Origin of the sequence: Ferrimonas sp. YFM, assembly GCF_030296015.1 — a bacterium.
GTDB lineage: Bacteria > Pseudomonadota > Gammaproteobacteria > Enterobacterales > Shewanellaceae > Ferrimonas.
The window spans coordinates 3,340,808-3,361,026 of the sequence record NZ_AP027368.1 but is presented as its reverse complement, the minus strand read 5'-3'; the positions used below and the strand labels follow the sequence as shown (position 1 = coordinate 3,361,026).

At 56.8% G+C, this 20,219-nt stretch carries 21 protein-coding genes; 1 reads left to right on the top strand and 20 read right to left on the bottom strand.

The genetic code is table 11. The annotated features are described in order from the left end of the window. Window positions 1-301: 301 nt before the first annotated feature. Window positions 302-1,810, top strand: a complete 1,509-nt coding sequence (locus QUE41_RS15595; protein WP_286339925.1) for a DUF3360 family protein — start codon at window positions 302-304, stop codon at window positions 1,808-1,810. A 73-nt stretch (window positions 1,811-1,883) separates the two neighbouring features. Here the strand turns inward: QUE41_RS15595 and QUE41_RS15590 are convergent, their stop codons facing one another. From QUE41_RS15590 to QUE41_RS15490, 20 genes are all read right to left on the bottom strand, one after another. Continuing rightward, the gene (locus QUE41_RS15590) at window positions 1,884-2,387 is read right to left on the bottom strand and encodes a glycine cleavage system transcriptional repressor (protein ID WP_286339924.1); all 504 of its coding nucleotides are present in this window, start codon (window positions 2,385-2,387) and stop codon (window positions 1,884-1,886) included. A gap of 297 nt (window positions 2,388-2,684) precedes the next feature. Then, complete coding sequence (locus tag QUE41_RS15585; protein WP_035385461.1) at window positions 2,685-3,011, bottom strand: winged helix DNA-binding protein; 327 nt, start codon at window positions 3,009-3,011, stop codon at window positions 2,685-2,687. Between the two features lie 338 nt (window positions 3,012-3,349). Beyond that, window positions 3,350-4,156 carry an exodeoxyribonuclease III gene (gene xthA / locus QUE41_RS15580; protein ID WP_286339923.1) on the bottom strand — a complete coding sequence of 269 codons (807 nt, stop codon included), beginning with the start codon at window positions 4,154-4,156 and terminating at the stop codon, window positions 3,350-3,352. Between the two features lie 23 nt (window positions 4,157-4,179). Further along, window positions 4,180-4,479 (bottom strand): YciI family protein, encoded by a 300-nt coding sequence (locus QUE41_RS15575; protein WP_286339922.1) that lies wholly within the window; start codon window positions 4,477-4,479, stop codon window positions 4,180-4,182. A gap of 135 nt (window positions 4,480-4,614) precedes the next feature. Then, window positions 4,615-5,640 carry a tetratricopeptide repeat protein gene (locus QUE41_RS15570; protein WP_286339921.1) on the bottom strand — a complete coding sequence of 342 codons (1,026 nt, stop codon included), beginning with the start codon at window positions 5,638-5,640 and terminating at the stop codon, window positions 4,615-4,617. A 13-nt stretch (window positions 5,641-5,653) separates the two neighbouring features. Then, entirely contained in the window at window positions 5,654-6,631 is a 978-nt protein-coding gene (locus tag QUE41_RS15565) for a type II secretion system F family protein (protein ID WP_286339920.1), read from the bottom strand. A gap of 2 nt (window positions 6,632-6,633) precedes the next feature. Then, window positions 6,634-7,608 (bottom strand): type II secretion system F family protein, encoded by a 975-nt coding sequence (locus QUE41_RS15560; protein ID WP_286339919.1) that lies wholly within the window; start codon window positions 7,606-7,608, stop codon window positions 6,634-6,636. Between the two features lie 9 nt (window positions 7,609-7,617). After that, window positions 7,618-8,943: a TadA family conjugal transfer-associated ATPase gene (locus QUE41_RS15555; RefSeq protein WP_286339918.1), complete on the bottom strand. Its 1,326-nt coding sequence runs from the start codon at window positions 8,941-8,943 to the stop codon at window positions 7,618-7,620. 3 nt (window positions 8,944-8,946) lie between these two features. Next, complete coding sequence (locus QUE41_RS15550; RefSeq protein WP_286339917.1) at window positions 8,947-10,203, bottom strand: CpaE/TadZ family protein; 1,257 nt, start codon at window positions 10,201-10,203, stop codon at window positions 8,947-8,949. Window positions 10,204-10,226: 23 nt separating this feature from the next. Then, the gene (locus QUE41_RS15545; protein WP_286339916.1) at window positions 10,227-10,709 is read right to left on the bottom strand and encodes a TadE/TadG family type IV pilus assembly protein; all 483 of its coding nucleotides are present in this window, start codon (window positions 10,707-10,709) and stop codon (window positions 10,227-10,229) included. Next, window positions 10,706-11,173: a TadE/TadG family type IV pilus assembly protein gene (locus QUE41_RS15540; protein WP_286339915.1), complete on the bottom strand. Its 468-nt coding sequence runs from the start codon at window positions 11,171-11,173 to the stop codon at window positions 10,706-10,708. The genes QUE41_RS15545 and QUE41_RS15540 overlap by 4 nt, the downstream gene beginning before the upstream one ends. 2 nt (window positions 11,174-11,175) lie before the next feature. Then, window positions 11,176-12,519: a Tad domain-containing protein gene (locus QUE41_RS15535; RefSeq protein ID WP_286339914.1), complete on the bottom strand. Its 1,344-nt coding sequence runs from the start codon at window positions 12,517-12,519 to the stop codon at window positions 11,176-11,178. A 31-nt stretch (window positions 12,520-12,550) separates the two neighbouring features. Beyond that, window positions 12,551-12,826 (bottom strand): hypothetical protein, encoded by a 276-nt coding sequence (locus QUE41_RS15530; protein WP_286339913.1) that lies wholly within the window; start codon window positions 12,824-12,826, stop codon window positions 12,551-12,553. Between the two features lie 10 nt (window positions 12,827-12,836). Further along, window positions 12,837-14,273, bottom strand: coding sequence for a type II and III secretion system protein family protein (locus QUE41_RS15525; RefSeq protein ID WP_286339912.1), 1,437 nt, complete (start codon window positions 14,271-14,273; stop codon window positions 12,837-12,839). A 31-nt stretch (window positions 14,274-14,304) separates the two neighbouring features. Beyond that, on the bottom strand, window positions 14,305-15,132 hold the full coding sequence (gene cpaB / locus QUE41_RS15520) for a Flp pilus assembly protein CpaB (protein WP_286339911.1): 828 nt from the start codon (window positions 15,130-15,132) through the stop codon (window positions 14,305-14,307). Window positions 15,133-15,164: 32 nt separating this feature from the next. Next, entirely contained in the window at window positions 15,165-16,475 is a 1,311-nt protein-coding gene (locus tag QUE41_RS15515) for a DUF8689 domain-containing protein (RefSeq protein ID WP_286339910.1), read from the bottom strand. A gap of 184 nt (window positions 16,476-16,659) precedes the next feature. Next, entirely contained in the window at window positions 16,660-16,851 is a 192-nt protein-coding gene (locus QUE41_RS15510) for a Flp family type IVb pilin (protein WP_286339909.1), read from the bottom strand. A 120-nt stretch (window positions 16,852-16,971) separates the two neighbouring features. Beyond that, the gene (locus tag QUE41_RS15505) at window positions 16,972-17,502 is read right to left on the bottom strand and encodes an A24 family peptidase (RefSeq protein WP_286339908.1); all 531 of its coding nucleotides are present in this window, start codon (window positions 17,500-17,502) and stop codon (window positions 16,972-16,974) included. A gap of 491 nt (window positions 17,503-17,993) precedes the next feature. Beyond that, window positions 17,994-19,334 (bottom strand): L,D-transpeptidase family protein, encoded by a 1,341-nt coding sequence (locus tag QUE41_RS15495; protein ID WP_286339906.1) that lies wholly within the window; start codon window positions 19,332-19,334, stop codon window positions 17,994-17,996. Next, window positions 19,334-20,107: a helix-turn-helix transcriptional regulator gene (locus tag QUE41_RS15490; protein ID WP_286339905.1), complete on the bottom strand. Its 774-nt coding sequence runs from the start codon at window positions 20,105-20,107 to the stop codon at window positions 19,334-19,336. Before QUE41_RS15490 ends, QUE41_RS15495 begins: the two co-directional genes overlap by 1 nt. Window positions 20,108-20,219 lie beyond the last annotated feature (112 nt).

Here is a 20,219-nt window from a genome sequence, read left to right as displayed (position 1 = left end):
AGATCAATTAATTGGGTACGGCTGCTAAAACGTGTCAATAAGCCAATTTTATCTTTTATAACCAGCACTTATCTGATTTGTTAAAAAACGAACTGAAGCAGCGTCACTATTCTTGTGATCGGGCTAACGTTTCGTCGTTTGACATCGATTCGGGGCTGAAGTTTAATTCAGCCGATTTCTTTTTAGTAAAATGGTCTTACCAATTTGCTCCTTGGCATCGGGGTAAGGCGAAAACAATGTGGGGGCGGCCGACGGGCCTACACCACAGCTCCAAGGTGATTTTTAATCGAGGTTGATAAGCATGCGGGACGTAGAAAACTCGACTTATAGCGAGTTGCACAAGCCTAGCAGTGAATTTGACAGCCGTTCAGACTATCTGGACCACGAGCTGCAAATCATGAAGCCACGTCGCTGGGGTCTGAACCTTCCGGGTCGTGACTTCCGTTTTGAGTGGGAAGATCTGGTACCAGCCATCGCCGGTACCATCGGTATTACCGTAATGTACTCTGCGGTAATGGCCGCCTGGGGTTCGGGCCTGACTGAAAAGTGGGACCACGTGAACCTGGGCGCCGAGTGGGCCATTGAAGTGGTCCGCGTGGAGATGCTGATCCCCGCACTGCTGTTCTGTATTCTGGGTTCCGGTTTCCTGAACCCCAGAGCGAACCTGGCCGGTAACCACGGCCCCATGATCCCTCTGATTGGTGCCATCGCTCTGGCGGGTGCTCACCCTCTGGCCCTGGCTATCCTGCTGGGTGTTTTCGGTCTGCTGCTTAGTTACTTCAAGGGGGGGTCGAAACTCGTTAACCTCACCGGAGAAGGGGTTGCCGGCGGTCTGCTGGTGTACCTGGGGGCCATGGGCTCCATGGGCCAGATCGGTTCCCTGTTCACCTGGGCTGAAGGTCTGCAGGCCAAGCACGCCCTGGACTACAGCCTGAGCCACGTTGCCCTGATGATCCTGGCGGTAAACATCGTTGTTTACTCCGTGCTGGCCCGCATGGGCAAGCGCTGGCTGGCGATTCCTCTGTGCTCCATCGCTGCGGTTCTGATCGCCTTCCTGTTTGGCGCTGGCCTGGACCTGGAGTTCGTAACCTCTCCTGGTCTGCCTAACCTGAACCCATGGTACTGGTGGGGCTCCACCGAGACCGGTTGGCAACTGGGTCTGCCTAACATGCAGCACTTCATCGCCTCTCTGCCTTTCGCCATCCTGGCGGTAGCCATGTGGTCTCCTGACTTCCTGGGTCACCGTATCTTCCAGGAGCTGAACTATCCTAAGGGCACCGACAAGGTACTGATGGACGTTGATGACACCATGACCTGCTGCTCCATCCGTCAGATGGTGGGCACCGGCTTCGGTGGCGGTAACATCACCTCCTCCTGGGGTACCTACATGATCCCTGCGGCCATCGCCAAGCGTCCTATCCCCGCTGGTGCGATTCTGCTGGGTACCCTGTGTATTGTGGTTGCCATCATCGGCTACCCAATGGACATCACCGTATGGCGTCCTGTTATGTCCATCGCTCTGCTGGTAGGTGTATTCCTGCCTCTGCTGGAAGCGGGCATGCAGATGGTTAAAGACACCAAGGACTCTCAGTCCGCTGGTATCTGTATCTTTGCCTCCATCGTGGTTAACCCTGTATTCGCCTGGGCCCTGACCATGCTGCTGGACAACAACGGTCTGATCGGTGACAAAGAGCGCGCCAAGAAGCTGTCCTTCATGGACCGCCTGGTTATCCCTGCCGGCGCCTTCATCATCTGTGTTGCCGCCATGCTGGCTGTTGGTATGCTGCCTGGCGTACCTGCCCTGCTGTAACGGCACGACACACGAAAAAACGCAGCCTTTTGGCTGCGTTTTTTTATGCCTGTCTTTTGCCTATTCGATGTTGTCAGGCGGCTTCGGCCTCGGCGCGGATGTTGCCTTCCAGGCTTTCAATCTTGTCGACCAGCACCTTGGCGTCTATCTGGCTGGGAGCGGCCAGCTCCAGGGAGGCGGTGAAGACGGTGTTGCCCATGCCGCCGGCGGCAAGGCGTACGCTGTTGAAGCTGGTGATGTCGATGTCCATCTCGTGGACGGCGGCGGTGATGTCCCGAATCAGGCCGACCCTGTCGTCGGCATCCACGTGCAGGGCCAGCAGATGCTCGTGAGGGGTCTCTTGCGGAGGATCGTTGAAGACGCAGTGGAGCCGATGGACCGCTTCAAAACGCTCCTTCAGCTCTTTGATGTTGGAGTCGGGCAGGGTGATGTCCAGCATGATGGCCACCTGGCCACCCATGTGGATCACCTTGCTGGCGGTCCAGACGCCGTCCATTTGGCGAGTAAGTTTGGCAAGCAGATTGAGCAGCCCGCTGCGGTCGGCACCGGTTACGGTTGCTATGGTTCTGGTTTTCATCCGTCGCTCCTTGTCTCTTGGGGCATGAGTCGCCAGGACACACCTTGGAGCTGAGCCCTTGATCTGGCCCGGCGCAGGTTGGGTTTTCCCTACCTGATTATTACTTTAGCAGTTTCCAGCTAAGAGCGTGCGTATTGGCCTGTTAAGCGCTACTTGAGGGTTGGGGCGGATTCGGCTCAGGATTGCTTCAGGAGGCTGTACAGGCCGCAGAAACTAAAATGCCACCCCAGGGGGTGGCATTGAAGAGCCAGGCGACCTAGGTTGCCCGGCAAGTTGATTGCTATAAATGAGGTGGAATTAGACGACCGCCGACAAGCGATCTCTCACCTCCCTTCCTTTTTCGGTGAGGAAGGCCCGCTTGATGCGGTAGTCCTGCTCATCGATACGGAGTTCTACGAGCCCCAATCCCTGGCGTCCGGAATGTACCCGCTCAGACAGCAGTCGCGCATTGCGACTGGCGCTGGCCTGGGACATTTCGAAACGTTCTTGCAGATCCTTGATAGAGCACCCTTCTTCCTGGCAAACCTGCATGAACATCAAACAGGTCTGGGGCGGAATCTCGGAGTACACGTCTCTAAAGATCTCTACAGCGTCCATCAGTTTCGTAAGTTGAGCTTGTGCCATTGTTATGTGTTTCCTCTGCTCAATGCTCTTTTGACAACCGGCGTTGTTCTTATAATAAATACGCGTTTAATTGGGTGTTTCATGCGTATTGATATCAGCAGATATGTTCGATAGCCAGTTTTAAAAAATGAAAATTTGATCTGACATACATGTTCACTGAAGTTCAAGCATTATTAAAACTTGATTCAATACTTTTGTTAACATGTCGCTAACTAAGTAAAGGCGCGTAAACGCGCCTTTATTGTCAGCTTCGAGGCCTCATGAGCTCATAAGGTGCGGTTATTATGTAATCTAAATTCCGCATATTTCCTCGAAAATCTCACCCGAAGGTCAGTTTATCATTTAATGGTGGTCCAGATGGGAGCGTGATCGGAGGGCTTTTCAATTCCCCTGAGATCATAATCCACATCCGACTGGATTAACCTTTTCGTCAAAGATTCGCTGGTAAGGATCACATCAATGCGTAACCCTCTGTTATCATCGAAGCCCTTTGAACGGTAGTCAAACCAACTGAAACGGTCGTCAATTTCAGGATGTAGATATCTGAAGCTGTCCGTTAAGCCCCAACCCACTAATTTGCTTAACCATTCTCTTTCTTCTGGAAGAAAGGAACACTTTCCGGTCTTTAACCAACGCTTGGCGTTGGCTTCGCCGATGCCGATATCCCGGTCGGTGGGGCTGATGTTGATGTCTCCCATCACCACTAGGTTATCATCTGGCGAGTGATGTTGGCCAAGGTGTTCCATCAGGTCGGAGTAGAACTTTTGCTTGGCGGGGAATTTGGTTTCATGGCTGCGGTTCTCCCCCTGAGGGAAGTAGCCGTTGAGCACCCGTATCGGTTCTCCGTCGGGGCCATCAACGGTGGCCATGATCATCCGTTTCTGTGCGGCGTCGTCATCCGTGGTCCAGCCTTTCTGCACCTCACGAGGAGGAGTACGAGTAAGAAGGGCCACTCCATAGTGACCCTTCTGACCGTGGTGGACGACGTGGTACCCCATCTCCTGAACCTGTTCCAGGGGGAATTGAGGGTCGTCCACCTTGATCTCCTGCAGACCGATCACATCCGGTTGATGGGTATCGATCAGCGCCTGCAGTTGATGCAGCCGAGCCCGAATGCCATTGATATTAAATGACACGAACTTCATTGGTGATTCCGTTTGTTGAGTGTTTAGGGCAGTACCAGTTTGTAAGGCTTGATGGTGGACTTGGCGTAGACACCGGCATCGATGTAGGGATCGGCATCGGCCCAGGCCTGAGCGGCCTCCAGGGAGTCAAAGTCAGCGATAACCAGGGAGCCGGTGAAACCCGCTTCGCCTGGATCTTCCGCATCAACGGCGGGCAGGGGACCGGCGGCGAACAGGCGGCCTTCCTCTTTCAGTTGCTGCAGTCGGGCCAGGTGCGCCGGGCGAGCTTCTTTGCGCAGTGGGAGGCTGTTCTCAACGTCCTCGGAGTAGATCATGTACCACATAGCCATATCCTTCCTTATTGTGAAAATCATCCTGATTATCAGTGCTACTTATGGCTGAGTAAAGGGGTAGATCTCTCCCTGTTGAAGAAAAGTGAATGTGGGTCAGCCCCCGGTCAGCGAACCGGGGGCATCAGGCTATTTATTGGAGGTGGAATCGATGGGTTCGGCGCTGATCTCCGCCTTGTATTTGGCTTCCAGCAACAGGCTGACCGGCCGGTAATGGTTGGCACCGGCGGTGGCTTTGCCCTGGAGCTCCCTGAGTTTTTCCAGGTTGTCCTGAGCCTTGGCGAAGTAGATGGGGGAGGCGTCTATCGCCTTCCAGAACAGCTCCTGAGCGTCTCCATAGCGGCCTTCGAGCATGGCAAAGTAGCCGAGATCGTTAAGGGCATCGGCCTCAGGCATCACCTGCTTCAGGGCCACCAGCGCACGTTTGTAGTGCTTCATCCTGGCGTACACCAGTCCCAGGTTGTTCCAGGCCCGTTTGAAGTCAGGCTGTTTCTGCACCGCCTGCCTCAGGTGGATCTCTGCCTGGCGCAGGTTGCCATCCAGGTAGTAGGAGTAACCGATGTTGGTGAGTACGTTGGCGGCAGAGGGAGCCCTGGCGAGCACCAGGCGGTAGTAATCCCGTGCCTGGCCGTATTCGCCGCTGAGATCTTTCAGGATGCCCAGGGCGTTGTAGCAGCGAAGCGGTGAGCTTTCATCCAGGGGTTGCAGGGGAGCGTCTTCACCGACGACCACCTGAGCGCTTTGGGTCAGCAACCTCAGTTGGTCCAGATCGGCGGCCTTGTTGAGGTAGATGAGCGCCTGCTCATTCTCCCCCACATTGAGTTTGTGCAGCCCCAGCGAGGTGAGGGCCTCGACGTTGTCCGGTTGCTGCTCCAGCACATCGGTGAAGGCTTTTAAGGCGTATTCGGTGTGACCCAGCTGGGTCTGGATTGCGCCAATCTCCATCAGGATGGCCGGATCGCCGGGTTTTTGTTCCAGTGCCTGAAGATAGTGGGACAGGGCATTGTCCAGTTGGCCCCGCTTGACCGCTTTCTCAGCTTTGGCCACCAACTCCGCCGGATTGGCCTGGGGGGCCGTCTCTTTATTAGGGGCCGTGGCGCATCCGGCCAGGGTGAGCGCCAGGGCGATTGCGGGTATCAAAGTTATTCTTTTCATAGTGCGTCCTTGTCTAGAAAGCCACATCCCAAACTTCAGCCAGTTTGAGCATCGCCGGGCCGATGGCCACGATAAAGAAGGAGGGCCAGATACAGAAGATCATGGGGAACATCATCTTCACTCCCAGCTTTCCGGCCATCTCTTCCGCCGCCTGAATCCGTTTTTCACGATACTCTTCAGAGTAAACCCTTAATGTTTCAGCAATACCAGTACCCAGGCGCATGCTCTGGGTAATGGACCCGTTCAGCCCCTGGATGTCCTCCAGGCCGGTGCGCTCGGCGAACTCCTGCAGGGCGACGTTCAATGGCAAACCGGCACGCGACTTCTGGCAGACCAGGTGTAGCTCTTCGGAGAGCTGGAAGTGGCTGAGGCGAATCTCGGTGGCGACCCGGTTCAGTGCCGCCAGCAATCCCAGCCCGGCTTCGCAGCAGACCACCAACAGATCCAGGGCATCAGGGAAGCCCACCTTGAGCTTGCGCATCCGTCGATTGGCCAAATGGTCCAGCACCATGGAGGGCAGGATGAATGCCGCCCCCATCATCACGGCGATGCCATAGAAGAGGATGGTCCTGGAGGTGTCGGGGAAGGCCTTGAGCAGATAGAGGGAGCCGATGGCGGCGCCCACAAACAGCAGAATACGACAGCCGTTGTAGATGGCCAGGGCACTATTGGAGTGAAAGCCCGAATGGATCAGTCGCTTACGTGTGTCTTCGTTGCCGAAGGCGAAGCGGCCAATCAGCTCCTGGTGCTTCTTGCCGGAGAGGCCATGCTCCAGGGACTGGTCAAAGTCCTGCTCCATAGTGACCTGAGGGCCCTCTTGCATCTTCAACTGAGCCAGGCGCTTGCGGGTCGGAGAATAGAGGCCGCTGAGGATCTGGCCGATGCCTAAGGCCAGGGTGACCCCGGCGGCGGCGGCGATGGCGTAGACCACATACAGCGCCTGAGTGGGATCGTTGAGTTGTTCGGTGATCAGGCTTAACAGATAGTCCATGGTTACACCTCAATGCGAATCAGTCGGCCAATCCAGTAGGTGCCGATGAGCATGCCCAGGGCGCCATATATCATCAGTCGGTGGCCATCGGGGCTGTCGGTCAGCTCTCTGGCGTAGCTAGGTGAGGTCAGAAACAGGAAGGCAAACAGGCCCAGGGGCATCAGCACCAGTACCCAGGCGGACATGCGTCCCTCAGCCGACATGGATTTCACCTTGCGCTTGAAGGTGAAGCGCTGACGGATGATGCGAGAGAGGTTTTTCATGTTCTCTGCCAGGTTACCGCCGGTCTCCTTCTGCACCTGCACCGCAGAGGAGAAGGCCATGGCGGAGACAGAGGGGACTCGCTCGATGAAGCGCAGCAGCGCCCGCTTAGTGTCCTTGCCGTAGTTGATGTCGGCAAACATCAGCTTGAACTCGAAGGCCAGGGGGCCCTCCATCTCCTCGTACACCAGTTTGATGGAGTCGGAGAAGGCGTAGCCGGCCTGCAGACCCCGGCGCAGGATGTCCAGGGCTTCGGGAAACTGAGTCTCAATCGCCTCCATACGTTTATCGAAATCCCGGTTGAGCTTCATGTGGAACAGGGTGATGGTCAGTACTGCCGTGATGATGCAAAACAGCATGTCATTGGTGAACATCCAGCAGAGGGTGGTGAGCACCAGGGCGGAAAACAGGGCCATCATCAGATACTGGTGGCCCAGATAGGCGGACCCGGATTGTTCCAGTTTGAATGACAGGTTCTGGATGAAGGCGTAGCTTTCCAGCTGCCGGCCCAGGGCTGAGGTCTTCTGCAGTCGGTTGCGCCTGAGCAGAGACAGATTCTCCTCGTCGTCTCCTTTCTCCTTGGCCAACTGCTTTAGCCGCTCCTTGATCACCTTGGTGTCGCCCCGCTGGGGGCGGTACACAGGCAGGAACAAGGCTTGGGAGAGCAGCAGTACGGCGGCGAACACGCAGCCGAGGAAGATCAGTTCAATGCTCATGGCCGCCTCCTAGAGAATGTCCATGTTGTTGTCGACGCCAAAGAGTTCGAAGGGCAGGATAATCCCTTTCTTGGCCAGTTGGTCGTGGAAGTTGGGAATGACGCCACTGGCGCGGTACTGGCCCAGGATCTGCCCATCCTCGTTTCTGCCCTGGCGCTGGAAGCCGAAGATCTCAGACATGGTGATCACCTCACCCTCCATGCCGTTGATCTCGGTGATGGACACCACCCGCCGCTTGCCATCCTCCTGGCGCTCCAACTGAACCACCATGTCGATGGCGGAGGCGATCTGAGTACGGATGTTCTTCACCGGTACATCAAAGCCGGCCATGCACACCATGTTTTCCAGACGGCTGAGGGCGTCCCTGGCCGAGTTGGCGTGAAGTGTGGTCAATGAGCCTTCGTGGCCGGTGTTCATGGCGGTGAGCATGTCCATGGCTTCGGCGCCACGAACCTCACCCACAACGATGCGGTCCGGCCGCATCCGCAGGGAGTTTTTCACCAGATCCCTCTGGGTGACTTCGCCTCGCCCTTCCAGGTTGGAGGGGCGGGTTTCCAGCCGGACAATGTGGGGCTGCTGCAACTGCAGTTCTGCGGAGTCCTCGATGGTGATGATCCGCTCATCGGAGGGGATGTAGCCGGAGAGGATGTTGAGCAGGGTGGTTTTACCACTGCCGGTTCCCCCGGAGACCAGAACATTGAGCTTGCCCATGACCACGGCATTGAGCACGTCGGACATCGCCTGGGTCATGGAGCCAAAATGCACCAGCTGCTCCGCGGTCAGTTTGTCCACGGTGAAGCGGCGGATGGACATGCTGGGACCGTCCAGGGCCAGGGGGGGGATGATGGCGTTGACCCGGCTGCCGTCTTTGAGACGGGCATCCACCATGGGGCTGGACTCATCCACCCGGCGGCCGACGCCGGAGACGATCTTGTCGATGGTGTTGAGCAGGTGCTGGTCATCGTTGAACTGCATGGGCACCTGCTCCAGCTTACCGAAGCGCTCCACGAAGATGTGGTTGAAGTTGTTGATCAGGATGTCGGAGATGGTGGGGTCTTCCAACAGGGTCTCCAGTGGTCCCAGTCCCATGACTTCATCATTGATCTGCTTGATGATCTTCTCTCTGGAGCTGAGATTGATCGGGCGTGGGTTCTCATAGAGGATCTCGTTGCAGATCTTGGCGATCTGCTGCCTGGCTTCCACCTCGGACACCGCCTCCAGCCGGGAGACGTCCAGCAGCTGCATCAGGCGATCGTGCAACTCCCTCTTAATGATGTTTTCCTGCTCTGTCAGCAGCTTCTTACTGATGTCATTATCGTTTTGAGTGGCATCCATAGCTTATCGTCTCCAAATTTTATCCCACAGGCTGCCCTTGGTGTCGTCATCCATGGAGGGCAGAAGGTCGTCGCAAATCGCCTTGATGTCCTTAGTGATCGCCTCTTTCGCGGCAAACTCAGAGAGGCGTTTGCCCTCATCTACGCAGACACTGACGCGTTTGAAATCGTTGCGTACCGTGTACACGGAGTTGATGCCCACGGTCTCTTTCACGTCGGAGAGGGTGAGCTGGCTCTTTGAGGGGGTGTAGCGGTTGAATACGATGTGAATGCGCTCCTTAGGAATCCCCAACTGAACGGTAAAGAAGCGGATGGACGACGCGGCGTCCCGCAGGCAGGCGATGCTGTCCTGAATCACCAGCAGGATGTGCTGGGCATCGGTGAGAATTGGCAGGGACCAGGTGTCCGGTCCCCGGGACAGATCAACGGTCACCGAGCTGTAGTGGGCGCGAATCTTGAACAGCAGGGTGGGCAGATTCTGGAACTGGAAACAGTTGCTGTCCAACTGGCTGAAGGGCATGGAGGGCAGCAGGTGGATATTGCCCAGCTGACTCATCAGGCCGGTAATGGCGGTGTCATCCAGCTCTTCCACCTGGGACAGGGCGTCGTGGAAGTAGTACTGAGGTTTGCTGTCCAGCAACAGCATCTGGCTGCCATGAAGATGGTCACCATCAAGCAGGGCAACGTTTTTCTTGGACTCACGCTGGGAAAGCTCATCGGCAATGGAGGAGGCGAGGAAGCTGGCACCGGCCCCGCCTTTGGCGTTGACCACGGCGATGGTGGGGGCCAGCTCCATATTTTCCGCCATGCGGGCGGCAACTTTGTAGATGGCGTTGGTCAGCTCTGCCGGATCGGACTCCAGGGGGATGAAGTCGTTGGCCCCGGACTGCATGGCGGTGCGCAGCACTTCGGGGGAGGCCTCATTACCCAGAATCAGCATGTTATCGCAGCGACTGGCGAAGTTCTGGATCAGGGTCACCGCCTGACGTTCGTTGTTGGGCACCAGCAGGATCAGCAGTTGGGTGCTGTCCAGCACCTCCCTATTGATCTGGTTGATGGGGAAGGAGTCCAGATTCAGGTTGGGGGTGGATCGCAGCACCTCGACCAGGGACATCTGGTCGGTCAGGTTGGCCGCTACCAGCAGTGCGCTCACCGGGACAGGCAGTGCCTTGGGGCCTCTGGCCCTGGGCTCTTGCTGAGCCTCTTTGCCCTCCGCTTGGTCCCATTGGTCCTGGCGAAGGGGGGTATTTGATTTATCCATCTTTGTATACTCCTTGCCTTCTGTCATGTGCACACCGTGACGCCGAAGCGAGTCCTGCCGAGGCTTTCCCTGGGCAGGGTGGTGACGAAGTCCGGTGAGTTGATCTGGAAGGTCAGACCCGGAACCACGAAGGTATGTTGGTAATTGGTGATAGAGGCCCTGACCAGATCGATGTCATTGAAGTTGGCGGCCGCAGTGCCATCCAGTTTCAGGTACTCAATGGTCAGGTTGGCGGTGGAGATATTGGGGCCAAAGTCGGTGCCATCAAACAGAGCCAGGGTCTCCAGGGCCGCCGGAGCAGCAGGGGATGCGCCCAGGTCCGGCGAGCACACGGTCGCCAGCCTGGCGGCTCGCCTGGAGGCCTCGGTCAGCACGTTGTAGGAGAACATCAGCCGGGACACCTCCAGACAGGCGAAGATGGCTATGAATACAATGGTGGCGACGATGGCAAACTCCACCGCATACACCCCTTTCTGTTGCTTGAGTCGACGCTGCATCATCTTCATGGGATGGCCCTCATGGAGATGGTGGCGGTCAGGGGAAAGTCGTAATCCACGGTTTCACCGTAGTTGCCCGCCAGGTTGCCACTGAAGATTGGTGTCCAGTTGTAGGTGGCGGTGACGGTGATGAGATCGCCGCCGGTGATGGCGATGCTGATGTCATCGGCTGTCAGTCCGGCGAGCAACGGGGTGGTGCCACTGCTCTTGCCATAGAGAGCCAGCGCCTTGGCGGTATTCTGGGTGCTGGCTTGCAGCGTCAGGTCGCTGGCGCCGTTGGAGTCGGTGTAGGCCTGGGAAGCCAGGTAGCGGCAGGCGTCGCGCACCACGGAGTTAAGCTGGTTGTATTGATACATCAGCCGGCCCAACTCCCCAACCCCGAAGAAAAGCAGAAACAGCAAGGGGAGGGTGACCATAGCTTCTATGGCCGCCACCCCCCGCTGCTTGCTGCGCGTTACTCGAGTCAGTGCCATCATCATGAATCCTTATTGTCCGGGTCCCGGTACAGGACTATGGTGAAGGGGCCATCGCTGGCCGAGGTGTCCTGGGTGGGGTTGCCCGTGCCGGTGCAGTCATCCACAAATTCGCCGATGACGTAGGCCAGGTTGCCCTTCTGGATCACCTCCTGCATGAAATAGAAGCAGGCAAAACCCTTGAATTCGATGTCGTTGTTCTGGCCATTGGCCAGGCCGTCACAGGCGCCCACCACGATGGCAAACTCCCGGCGCTTGGCGCCGCCGCTGTTGTCCCAGCTGTCACCGGTGGCGGCGCAGCTGTCCTGGAAGCGGGAGCCACCATCCACGGTGTTGTCGACGTAGTTGTCGGCGTAGTCGGAGTAGCGGTACAGGGACGGGGTCGAACCGGTGCCATCCACTATGGTGCCGTCAGAGGAGAAGACAATGTTGTCATCGTCGTCGATGTCCAGCTCTTCGCCGACGCAGATGTCCTTGTCCCTGGGGTGATCCGTGGAGTTCACAGTGCCGCCGTGGTAGATCCCCAGGCGGGTGTTCATGCCTGTTGCCACCGGGCCGACGTTGTTGCCGGGCTCGGTGGAGACTCCTTCGGTGGCACCGAAACAGTAGTTGGTGTCTGAGTTTTCGCCCGCCATGGCATCTCGGATGTCGGCGGCACCGGAGTTATCACCCAGTCGAATCAGCTGGAAGTTGCCGGGGCCAATGTCCGAGTCCTGCTTACTGGAGATCTTCATCGACATGATGTTGCCGCGAGGGTAGCCAAAGGGCTCTCCCGGGGTGTCCCCCTCGCACACCATCATCGGCAGTACGTTCTCGGAGCAGTTCACCAGGGGCAGACTGGGGCCCGCCACCGCCGAGGCACTGGTGAACTTGTCCATGTTGATCGCCTGACCCAGGTAGGTGGCCAGCTGGACGTTTTCCACTCTTATCCGGACATACTCGGCACTGGTGTCTGTGGTAACGATGAAGGGGTCCGGCTGGAGGGAGAACTCCACCGCCACCTGAGGCGCCACCTGGTTCTGGCTGTAGGTCAGACTGGCGGTGTCGATGTCCTCCTGAAGCTGGCTGAAGTCGGCATTACCCAACACAGCGAGCAGGGTGGCAATGCCATCCTGTCTGGCTGTGGTGTGGTCGTTGCCCTCCTTGACCACTGAGATGGCCGCGCTGAGAGCGGCGGAATCGACGGCGTTCTGCAAGCGGGTCTTGCTCAATAGCAGGTGTCCGCTCTCAAGGGCCATGGCCGCCATGATCAATATGGTCAGCAGTGCAACGGTGACCAGCACCAGAATAGAGCCCCGCTGCTTACGCTGCGATTGGCTCGCGGGCTGGAAAGATGCTCTCAACATTGTGGCCTCCTAGGTGGCGCCGATAAACGGCTTAGTTGCTTTCACCTCCCAGATTCGCCTCTTTAAATTCGCTGCGGGCGGTCTCTGGTCGGTAGGTGGAGGTGCGGTAGTTTTCCATTACCGCCACACCATACTGGCCATCCAGGCTGCTCACTCGGCCGGCATTCCTTGCCACCGCATCGGGATCCAGGATCTCCTGCTGTTTGATTGTCCTGGTTGCCTCTCCCATCTCGAACTGGGAGATGACGTCTGTTGCGCAGCCACTCAGAAGCAGCGCTGAGGAAACTGCGATAACCATGGTTTTCATAACGCGCTCCTTAGAGTGAGTGGCCATATTTGTTCTGGGTGCCGCCTGTGTCCGTGGTGGGCATGGGCTCCTGCACTTCGGCCGCCGGATTGGGATTGGTCTCAGGTTGGACGGTTTCCTCACGCTGGGACAGTTCGCCCAGCAGGTAGAAGCCGACATCGGAAGGGGAGACGAACCCGTCGGTGGGCAGTACCAGATCATCACGAATGATGGGGCGCACCAGGCGTGGGGTGACCAGAATCACCAGCTCGGTTTCACCGTTGCGGTACTCCTGGCTGCTGAACAGCTGTCCCAGTACGGGGATCTCACCCAGGCCGGGTAGCTCATCGATGCTTTCACGCACGGTGTTGCTCAGCAGGCCGGCAATGGCGATGGTCTGGCCATCCCCAAGCTCTACGGTGGAGGCGGCGCTGCGCTTGATGATGGATGGAGTGACCAGAGCCGTGGTAGAGCCCTGAGGAATAACGCCGACGGAGTTGGCGTTACTCAGCTCACTGACCAGCACATTCAGGTTTAGGTTGATTCGTCCGGAGTCCAGTACGGTTGGTACGAACTTGACGCCGACACCGAAGCTCTTGTACTCGATGGTAGTACCTTCTCGGCTGGGCACCGGAACCGGGAACTCACCACCGGAGAGGAACTCGGCCATCTGGCCGCTGAGGGCGGTCAGATTGGGCTCTGCCAATACCCGGGCCAGGCCCTGTTGTTTCGCCGCGTCCAGGGCGAAGTTAAACAGGAAGTCGCCGCTGACGTAGCTGCCGAAAAAGCCCTTGTCGTTGATGATGCCGTCACCGCCGATGATGCCGCCGATGAAGTCGCTGCCCTCAGAGATGATCTGGAAGTCGGAGTCCAGTTGGCGCGCCAGTTCGCGTTGCACCTCGGTCACAGTGACCTCCAGCATCACCTGATGGCCGCCGCCCACAGACATGATGTTCAGCACTGTGCTTGGGTTGCCCTTGGTGTCTGCGGCCACCGCATAACCTTCGGCCAGGTTCATGGCCATGGTCATTCGCTCGGTGTTGGACACCTGACCACCGATCACCAGTTGACCCTGAGAGCTGTGTACCTCAATCAGTTCCTCTGGCAGGAAGCGGTAGAGCTTCTCCTTGAGGCCATTGAGGTCATGGGTGATCTCGATATCGATGATGTCGACCAGGCGATCCTCTTCATCCCACACCAGGATATTGGTGCTGCCCAACTGCTTGCCGAGGATGTAGAGCTCTGTGGGCTGCATGATCAGGATGTCGGCGATCTCCGGGTTACCGACGGACACCCGGGCTGCCTCCTGCTTGATGGGCAGGGTCCGAGATTTGTAGATGGGCACAGGGAAGCTCTGCTGCTGCAGGGAGGTGGGCCCCCCCGCCTGTACCGGTGCTACCGTCATCAGGCCCAGCAGTACAACCAGACTGAACAGGTGACGGAGAAGCGATGTGTGGGATCTTGCCATGGCGTTTCCTTCCTTCTTCGCTGTGAACCCATCAACTCTCGACGCTGACGGTTTGCTGTGAAGTACCGCGAATCACTTCAATCTTGCGCTTGTGGGTCTGAACCGGCTTGGTGACCACAGGTACGGGCTGAACCGGTTTGGGCTCAGGTTCCGCTTCAGCAGGCTCTGCAGTGTTGCTCGCAAGCTCTGCTTCGCTGTCGTCTGTGGGGTTACGCAGGGCCAGCTGGATCTTGCCTCTGGCCTTGGCACTCATCAGGGACTCGGCTTCCTCAAGAGACACCTCCAGGGTCACGGCGCGCACCACCAAAGGTTGGTTGGTCTCTTGATCCACCTTCTGGTCCACCGCCAGTACCTTGAGGTTGCTCAGCACCACATCGGTTACCGATTCGGCGGCTTCGCTGCGGACGTTGCCAATTTTGTAGGTGACCAGAACATCCACCCGATTTCCCGGCAGCAGGAAGCCAGCTACGCCGACTACGTCATTGACTCGAATGGTCACCGCCCGCTTGTGGGGCTCGATGAGGCTGGCCAGCACACTGCCTTCACCTCGCTCGGCCAGCTTGTCCGGGTGAAGAATGTCGCCCCGGATCATGGGGAACTTGGCCACCTTGTCCACGACATCGGCGGTAGCGGTGACGGCGTCATCTGGCACCAGCTCATTGGGGATGGGCTGCATGCTCAAGTGGCGGGTTTCCAACACGGTTCCGGCGGGCACATTCACCGCCATGGTGACCACGATGGACTGGTTGGGGTTGCCGTCTGCCGGTTGCCTTTGTTTGAGCCAGCTCTGGGCTAGCAAAACCGCTCCGACACCAAACAGCAGAGACAACAGAACGAAAAACATTGACCTGGTATTCATCTCTCCTCCTGACCTTAGCCGCTTTCAGGCGCCTAGCGCGCTGAGCTGACAAAGTAGATCGACCATGCCCGCTCAATAAGCTGCTGAGTCACTGCTGCGGGTAGCTGGTTGTAACTGATCTGGTCCGCCACAATGGAGAGCAGATCTCTTGGGTGGCAGGGTAATAGAGGTTTCCCTGACCTGCCGTAGAGTGTATTTATTAGCCACTCACAAACTTCCGGATCGAAATTTAAATTCAGCTCTTCGCAATTTTGCCACCAGATATCCATGTATTGATCTTTATTGATGGCGGAAAATTCTATTTTGTAACCCAGACGTCTTAAGAAGGCGTCATCCACAAGCTCGTTTGGATCAAGGTTAGTCGAGAAAAGCAGTATCTGCTCGAAGGGCACATCAAAGTGTTCTCCGCTGGGCAGAGAAAGGAAGTCGCGACGCTCCTCCATTGGCACAATCCAGCGATTGAATATCTCTTTGGGAGTAATTTGCTGCCGTCCCAAATCATCGATAAGCAGAATGCCGTTATTGGCTTTCAGGCCGATGGGCGAGTGATAGGTTTTGCTGTTGCTGTCGTAATGGACATTCAACATATCCTGGGTGAGTTCCCCGCCCACAACCAGCAATGGGCGTCGACACCTGTGCCAGCGCGCATCATGGCCTTCACTGAGCAACAGAGGACTGGACTCATCCTGATCATCGGTTTCATGCAATTCGTGAATCTGAGGATCGAACACCTGAATAATGGCCTGGCCGATGCAGATGGCGTGGGGAATAAAGACGTCGTCGCCGAGCACCAGATTAAAATGCCTGCACAAGTAACTTTTACCCGTACCTGGAGGGCCGTAGATGAGTACAGGACGCTTGGAGTTCAGGGCCGGGCCAATCTCCTCCATCAGGCGGTCAGGCAACACCAGGTTGGCCATGGCTGCTTCGATGAGATTTCGGGTGATGGCGATGTTGCGGCTGGACTGGGCCCGGCATACCTGCCAGTACTGGTCCAGAGGCACCGGAACCGGTCCAAGATAACCGCTTTTCAGGTAAGCGGTTTCTGCATGGGCTCGACCGGTGTGGCTCAGGGCATAACGCATCTGGCCATCGCTGGAGGTCTGCTTGTTCTCGACCAGACTCTCCTGCTTGCACTTGTCCAGCAACTGCTGCACCAGGTTACCGGGCAGGGCCAGCCGGTCGGCCAGATCATTGAGGGTCAGGACGTCGCCGTCGCTCAGGTGCTTGATGACCAGACTCTGAAGCATGGGAAGCGAAATGCCCACATCCGCCAGTGACACTGGCTTGCTGACTCCGGCTTCGAAGGAGGGCAATGCGGATGAATCTAATGCCTGGTTCATTTCAGTTGTCCTTTGTATTAACCCTGTAACTTCACGGAATTGCCTTAGAAGAAATTATTGATGCTTTCGTTATCAACTAATAAAAATAGAGGGGGAGATAAGTAGTAATATTGTTTATCTGAGCGCAAGGATTTCTCCGCCAATTAAGCTGAATAGATCTTTTTTATTCGGGAGAGTTCTAAGGCTATTGGCCGTCGCAATCTCCGGCGGCATCGACATTGCTGCACATTTCAGATATTCTGCCAGCTGTCTCGGTGCCGAGTTCATTAAAGGCAACGACCATTCCTGCGGCGACCAGACTTCCCGCTATGGCATATTCCACAGTGGAAAGTCCGCTTTCATCTTTCCAGAAAGCTTTTATACTTGACTGTTGCATTCCCCTAGCCTCTGTCAAATTGGTTGCATCGAATTGCGCACTATCTCAAGCCTAGACAACGGCAATGAAATTGGCCTTTCTCCCAGTTGCGTAGGCTGACACCAGACTGCGATCGAATATTTACAGCCCGGGTAGATTGGTGGGAACCAACATGATGATCAGCCAGCCTATGGCCAGGGCGGGAGCATAGGGCACACGCAGCCCTGCGGCCTCATAGGGGCTGGGTTTGAAGTAGGTGCGGGTGATCAGGCACTGATAGTAGCGTTTGAGGCTGGCCACGACGCCGTACCAGCCAACCCGGAACAGGGCAAAGCCCATGGTGGTGAAGCCTCCGGCGATGATGCCGAAGCAGAGGTTCCAGAACACCATGTAGGGCCCCAGAATGGCTCCAATGCCAATCATCAGTTTGACGTCACCTGCGCCCAGCATCTTCTTGGTGTAGAAAAAGATCAGCAGCACTGCCGCCGCTATGGCGCCTGCCAGGGAGGTGAGCAGGCCACTCCAGCCATCGAACACCAGATGCAGTCCCAGGCCGCCAAACAGGGCAGAGAGAACCAGCCAGTTGGGGATGCGCTCCGTTCGAAGATCGGTGAACACGGCTATCAGAAACACGATGGAGGTCAGTACGTATTGGCATTGGAGCAGTGTCATGATGTTTCCCCCCTGAAAAAACAGAGCACTGCCAAAAGGCAGTGCTCTTCTTCGCGACAAAGTATGTCAACGTCCATGTTTACTGGCCGTCACAGTCACCGGCTGCGTCTACAGCAGAACACAGCGCAGAGATTTCCTGCGTGGCCTCTGTCCCTAGCTCACCAAACGCGATAACCATACCGCCTACTACCAGGCTACCGGCAATGGCATACTCTACCGCGGACAAACCGCTCTCATCATTCCAAAACTCAACGAGTGCTTTCTTGAACATAGCAATTATCTCCGCGCAGTTAGTATTACCTGTTTAATGTTCCAGGAATGTGTACGAGCGATAGGGTAAGAGGTGCTCGACACTGTTTTAACGTTAGTCTAGAAAATTAAGTTCTGCCTAGCCTGAAGTTGCGAAAACTTTCATTTAAATGAAGCTGAGTAGATATTCTCACTCCTGCCTTCATTTGTTTCTTGATCAAAAAATCAAGTATATCCGTCAGTTAAATTAGGTTGTATATGTCGGCGGCGATGGAAGCTCCGTTGTCACCTTTTGGCCAGGCGGGCATATAGACAATATACACTTTGGCCGTTGTGCCCAGTCTTTGGGTAAAACTGTCCCTGCTCTTTTTTGCATATTGCAATTTTTGACGTTCAGGTAAAGGAATATTCCTTTCCAAGTAGGAGAGCAGGCGATCTATATCCTGTATTCGTATACAACCATGGCTGAGCGCTCTCTGAGAGCGTCGAAACAGTTTTCTATTCGGGGTGTCATGAAGAAATATGGCGTTGCTGTTGACCAGGTTCAGTCTCGCTGTCCCCAGGGCGTTGTTGCTGCCCGGTTTCTGCTTGAGCTGATACTGAGATAGCAGGTCGGGTAACTGGCCTGGGGCAACACTCTGCCAGGGCAGAGGGAGAGATCCCGGGGTCTTGGGATCGATAAGCTCAAACCCCTGGCGCTTGAGGCTGTTGCTGTCCCGCCGGTAGGCAGGCAACAGTTCCCCCCTGATGATGCTCCAGGGCGGCGTCCAGCTGGGGTTTAGGGTCACGGTACTGAAGCGGCTGTTGAATCTTGGGGTTGGGGTCTCCGGCGCCCCGATGATGACCGGCAACACCATGTGGACTTTTTTGCCCTCCAGGGCCATCAACTGATAGTGGGGCAGGTTGACCAGGATGGCGTCGCCGCTGAGTTTTGGTGGCAGTTGCAGCCATTGACGCAGACTGAACCTGATGGCGGCCAGCCTCGCCTGATTGTCCATGGAGAGTGCCGCGATGGTCTCCGGTGTCAGCCGGCCCGACTCGGGAAGTTGGCTCTCCCGCTGAAAGCGGCGCAGAGCATCGATGAGGGGCGGGTCCCAGACATCCCTATTTACCAGGTGAGGCGGAAGGGTTTCTCCGAGCCTGGCGGCCAGCAGCCGACGCAGGGGAACGAGCTCTTTATGAGCCTGGCCCAGGGAGTAGGCGCTGATCTCGGTAAAATCCGGTCGAGGCAGACTGGCCAGTTTCAGCTCTTCGTGAAGCGCGGCTCTGAGTCGTTCGAAAGCCTGATAACTGGGGGCGATGCCGTTGACCCAGGCCTGGAGTTCGTCGGCGGAGCCAATCTGGGTCAGCTTCTGTAGAGTCGGGTCCGGCGACCTTCCCTGTAATGAAGCCTGGAAACGCACCAGGCGCTCACTGGCCAGGTTGGCCTGGGCCGCGTCTGCAGGACGTTCTGCGCTGAACTGAAGATCCACCAGCAACTGGTACCAGTGGTCCGCCCAGGGAGCCTGACCAGGTGCAGGCCAGAGAGGTTGCCCCTGAAGGGGCAGAGACAGGGTGAGCAGGAGCAGTATCAGGCTGCGCATCAGCTCTCCGAGGCCAGGTAGTCCGGACTGCGGCACTGAAGGTAGCGATGAAACGCGTGGCTGTGCCTGCCCTGGCTTCGTCCCTGTTTAAACTCCGTGGGGGTGATGCCGTAGTGCGCCTTGAAAGCCCGGCAGAAGTGGGAAGGAGTGGAAAACCCCAACTTGTAGGCCACGGAGGCGATGTTCAGACCTTCATCCTGCAGGGCTTCGGGGGCGGCTTCAAGTCGGCGGCAGACCAAGTATAGGCTGAATTTGAGCCCCAGGTGCTGACGAAACAGGTGACACAGCCGGCTGTCGCTGATGCCCGCTTCCTGGGCGAGCTTTTGCAGGGAGAGCGGTTGCTCGAACCTCTGCTCGATGTTCTCCAGAACGTTGCGCAGTTTCTCGTGGGTGGGGCGCAGGCTGTGGCCCGGGGCCTGAAAGCCATCGTTGAGCAGCAGTTTGACCTCCACCGCGTCGGCGGGGGAGAGGGGCAGGGCAAACACCTGGGTGATCTGCAGAGACAGGGCCAGCTTCAAGACGGGAATGTTGAGCCTGGGTACCAGCCAGATAATTTTTCGGTCAGGCTGCTGCTCCCTCAGTTCCCTGGCTCGGCTGAGCTCCGCCGAACTCTGGGTGTCGAACTCCACCAGACAGGGGCAGCCTTCTCGTTTGAGTTCGCTGAAAGGCTGCATCTCCACCTTAAGTGCGTCCGCCAGTTGATGGCGCACACGCCCTAAGGGTTGTTCTGAGAAGTGGGTCAGCACCACCCTCGGCACATCCATTGTTAACATAGTTTACCCCATTGTCATCGTTGTCAGTGGCCATGTTTCTGTCGGCACGGCTCAGTAATAAGAGCTAGTACATCTCTGACGTTAGCGCAAAGAAATCACACTATTAGTGGGA

Coding starts and splice junctions, on each gene's coding strand:
- QUE41_RS15560 (WP_286339919.1), bottom strand. CDS start 7,608: ATGAGCATTGAACTGATCTTCCTCGGCTGCGTGTTCGCCGCCGTACTG.
- QUE41_RS15535 (WP_286339914.1), bottom strand. CDS start 12,519: ATGTTGAGAGCATCTTTCCAGCCCGCGAGCCAATCGCAGCGTAAGCAG.
- QUE41_RS15570 (WP_286339921.1), bottom strand. CDS start 5,640: ATGAAAAGAATAACTTTGATACCCGCAATCGCCCTGGCGCTCACCCTG.
- QUE41_RS15545 (WP_286339916.1), bottom strand. CDS start 10,709: ATGAAGATGATGCAGCGTCGACTCAAGCAACAGAAAGGGGTGTATGCG.
- QUE41_RS15515 (WP_286339910.1), bottom strand. CDS start 16,475: ATGAACCAGGCATTAGATTCATCCGCATTGCCCTCCTTCGAAGCCGGA.
- QUE41_RS15525 (WP_286339912.1), bottom strand. CDS start 14,273: ATGGCAAGATCCCACACATCGCTTCTCCGTCACCTGTTCAGTCTGGTT.
- QUE41_RS15495 (WP_286339906.1), bottom strand. CDS start 19,334: ATGCGCAGCCTGATACTGCTCCTGCTCACCCTGTCTCTGCCCCTTCAG.
- QUE41_RS15555 (WP_286339918.1), bottom strand. CDS start 8,943: ATGGATGCCACTCAAAACGATAATGACATCAGTAAGAAGCTGCTGACA.
- QUE41_RS15575 (WP_286339922.1), bottom strand. CDS start 4,479: ATGTGGTACATGATCTACTCCGAGGACGTTGAGAACAGCCTCCCACTG.
- QUE41_RS15510 (WP_286339909.1), bottom strand. CDS start 16,851: ATGCAACAGTCAAGTATAAAAGCTTTCTGGAAAGATGAAAGCGGACTT.
- QUE41_RS15585 (WP_035385461.1), bottom strand. CDS start 3,011: ATGGCACAAGCTCAACTTACGAAACTGATGGACGCTGTAGAGATCTTT.
- QUE41_RS15550 (WP_286339917.1), bottom strand. CDS start 10,203: ATGGATAAATCAAATACCCCCCTTCGCCAGGACCAATGGGACCAAGCG.
- QUE41_RS15565 (WP_286339920.1), bottom strand. CDS start 6,631: ATGGACTATCTGTTAAGCCTGATCACCGAACAACTCAACGATCCCACT.
- cpaB (WP_286339911.1), bottom strand. CDS start 15,132: ATGAATACCAGGTCAATGTTTTTCGTTCTGTTGTCTCTGCTGTTTGGT.
- xthA (WP_286339923.1), bottom strand. CDS start 4,156: ATGAAGTTCGTGTCATTTAATATCAATGGCATTCGGGCTCGGCTGCAT.
- QUE41_RS15490 (WP_286339905.1), bottom strand. CDS start 20,107: ATGTTAACAATGGATGTGCCGAGGGTGGTGCTGACCCACTTCTCAGAA.
- QUE41_RS15595 (WP_286339925.1), top strand. CDS start 302: ATGCGGGACGTAGAAAACTCGACTTATAGCGAGTTGCACAAGCCTAGC.
- QUE41_RS15590 (WP_286339924.1), bottom strand. CDS start 2,387: ATGAAAACCAGAACCATAGCAACCGTAACCGGTGCCGACCGCAGCGGG.
- QUE41_RS15540 (WP_286339915.1), bottom strand. CDS start 11,173: ATGGCACTGACTCGAGTAACGCGCAGCAAGCAGCGGGGGGTGGCGGCC.
- QUE41_RS15530 (WP_286339913.1), bottom strand. CDS start 12,826: ATGAAAACCATGGTTATCGCAGTTTCCTCAGCGCTGCTTCTGAGTGGC.
- QUE41_RS15505 (WP_286339908.1), bottom strand. CDS start 17,502: ATGACACTGCTCCAATGCCAATACGTACTGACCTCCATCGTGTTTCTG.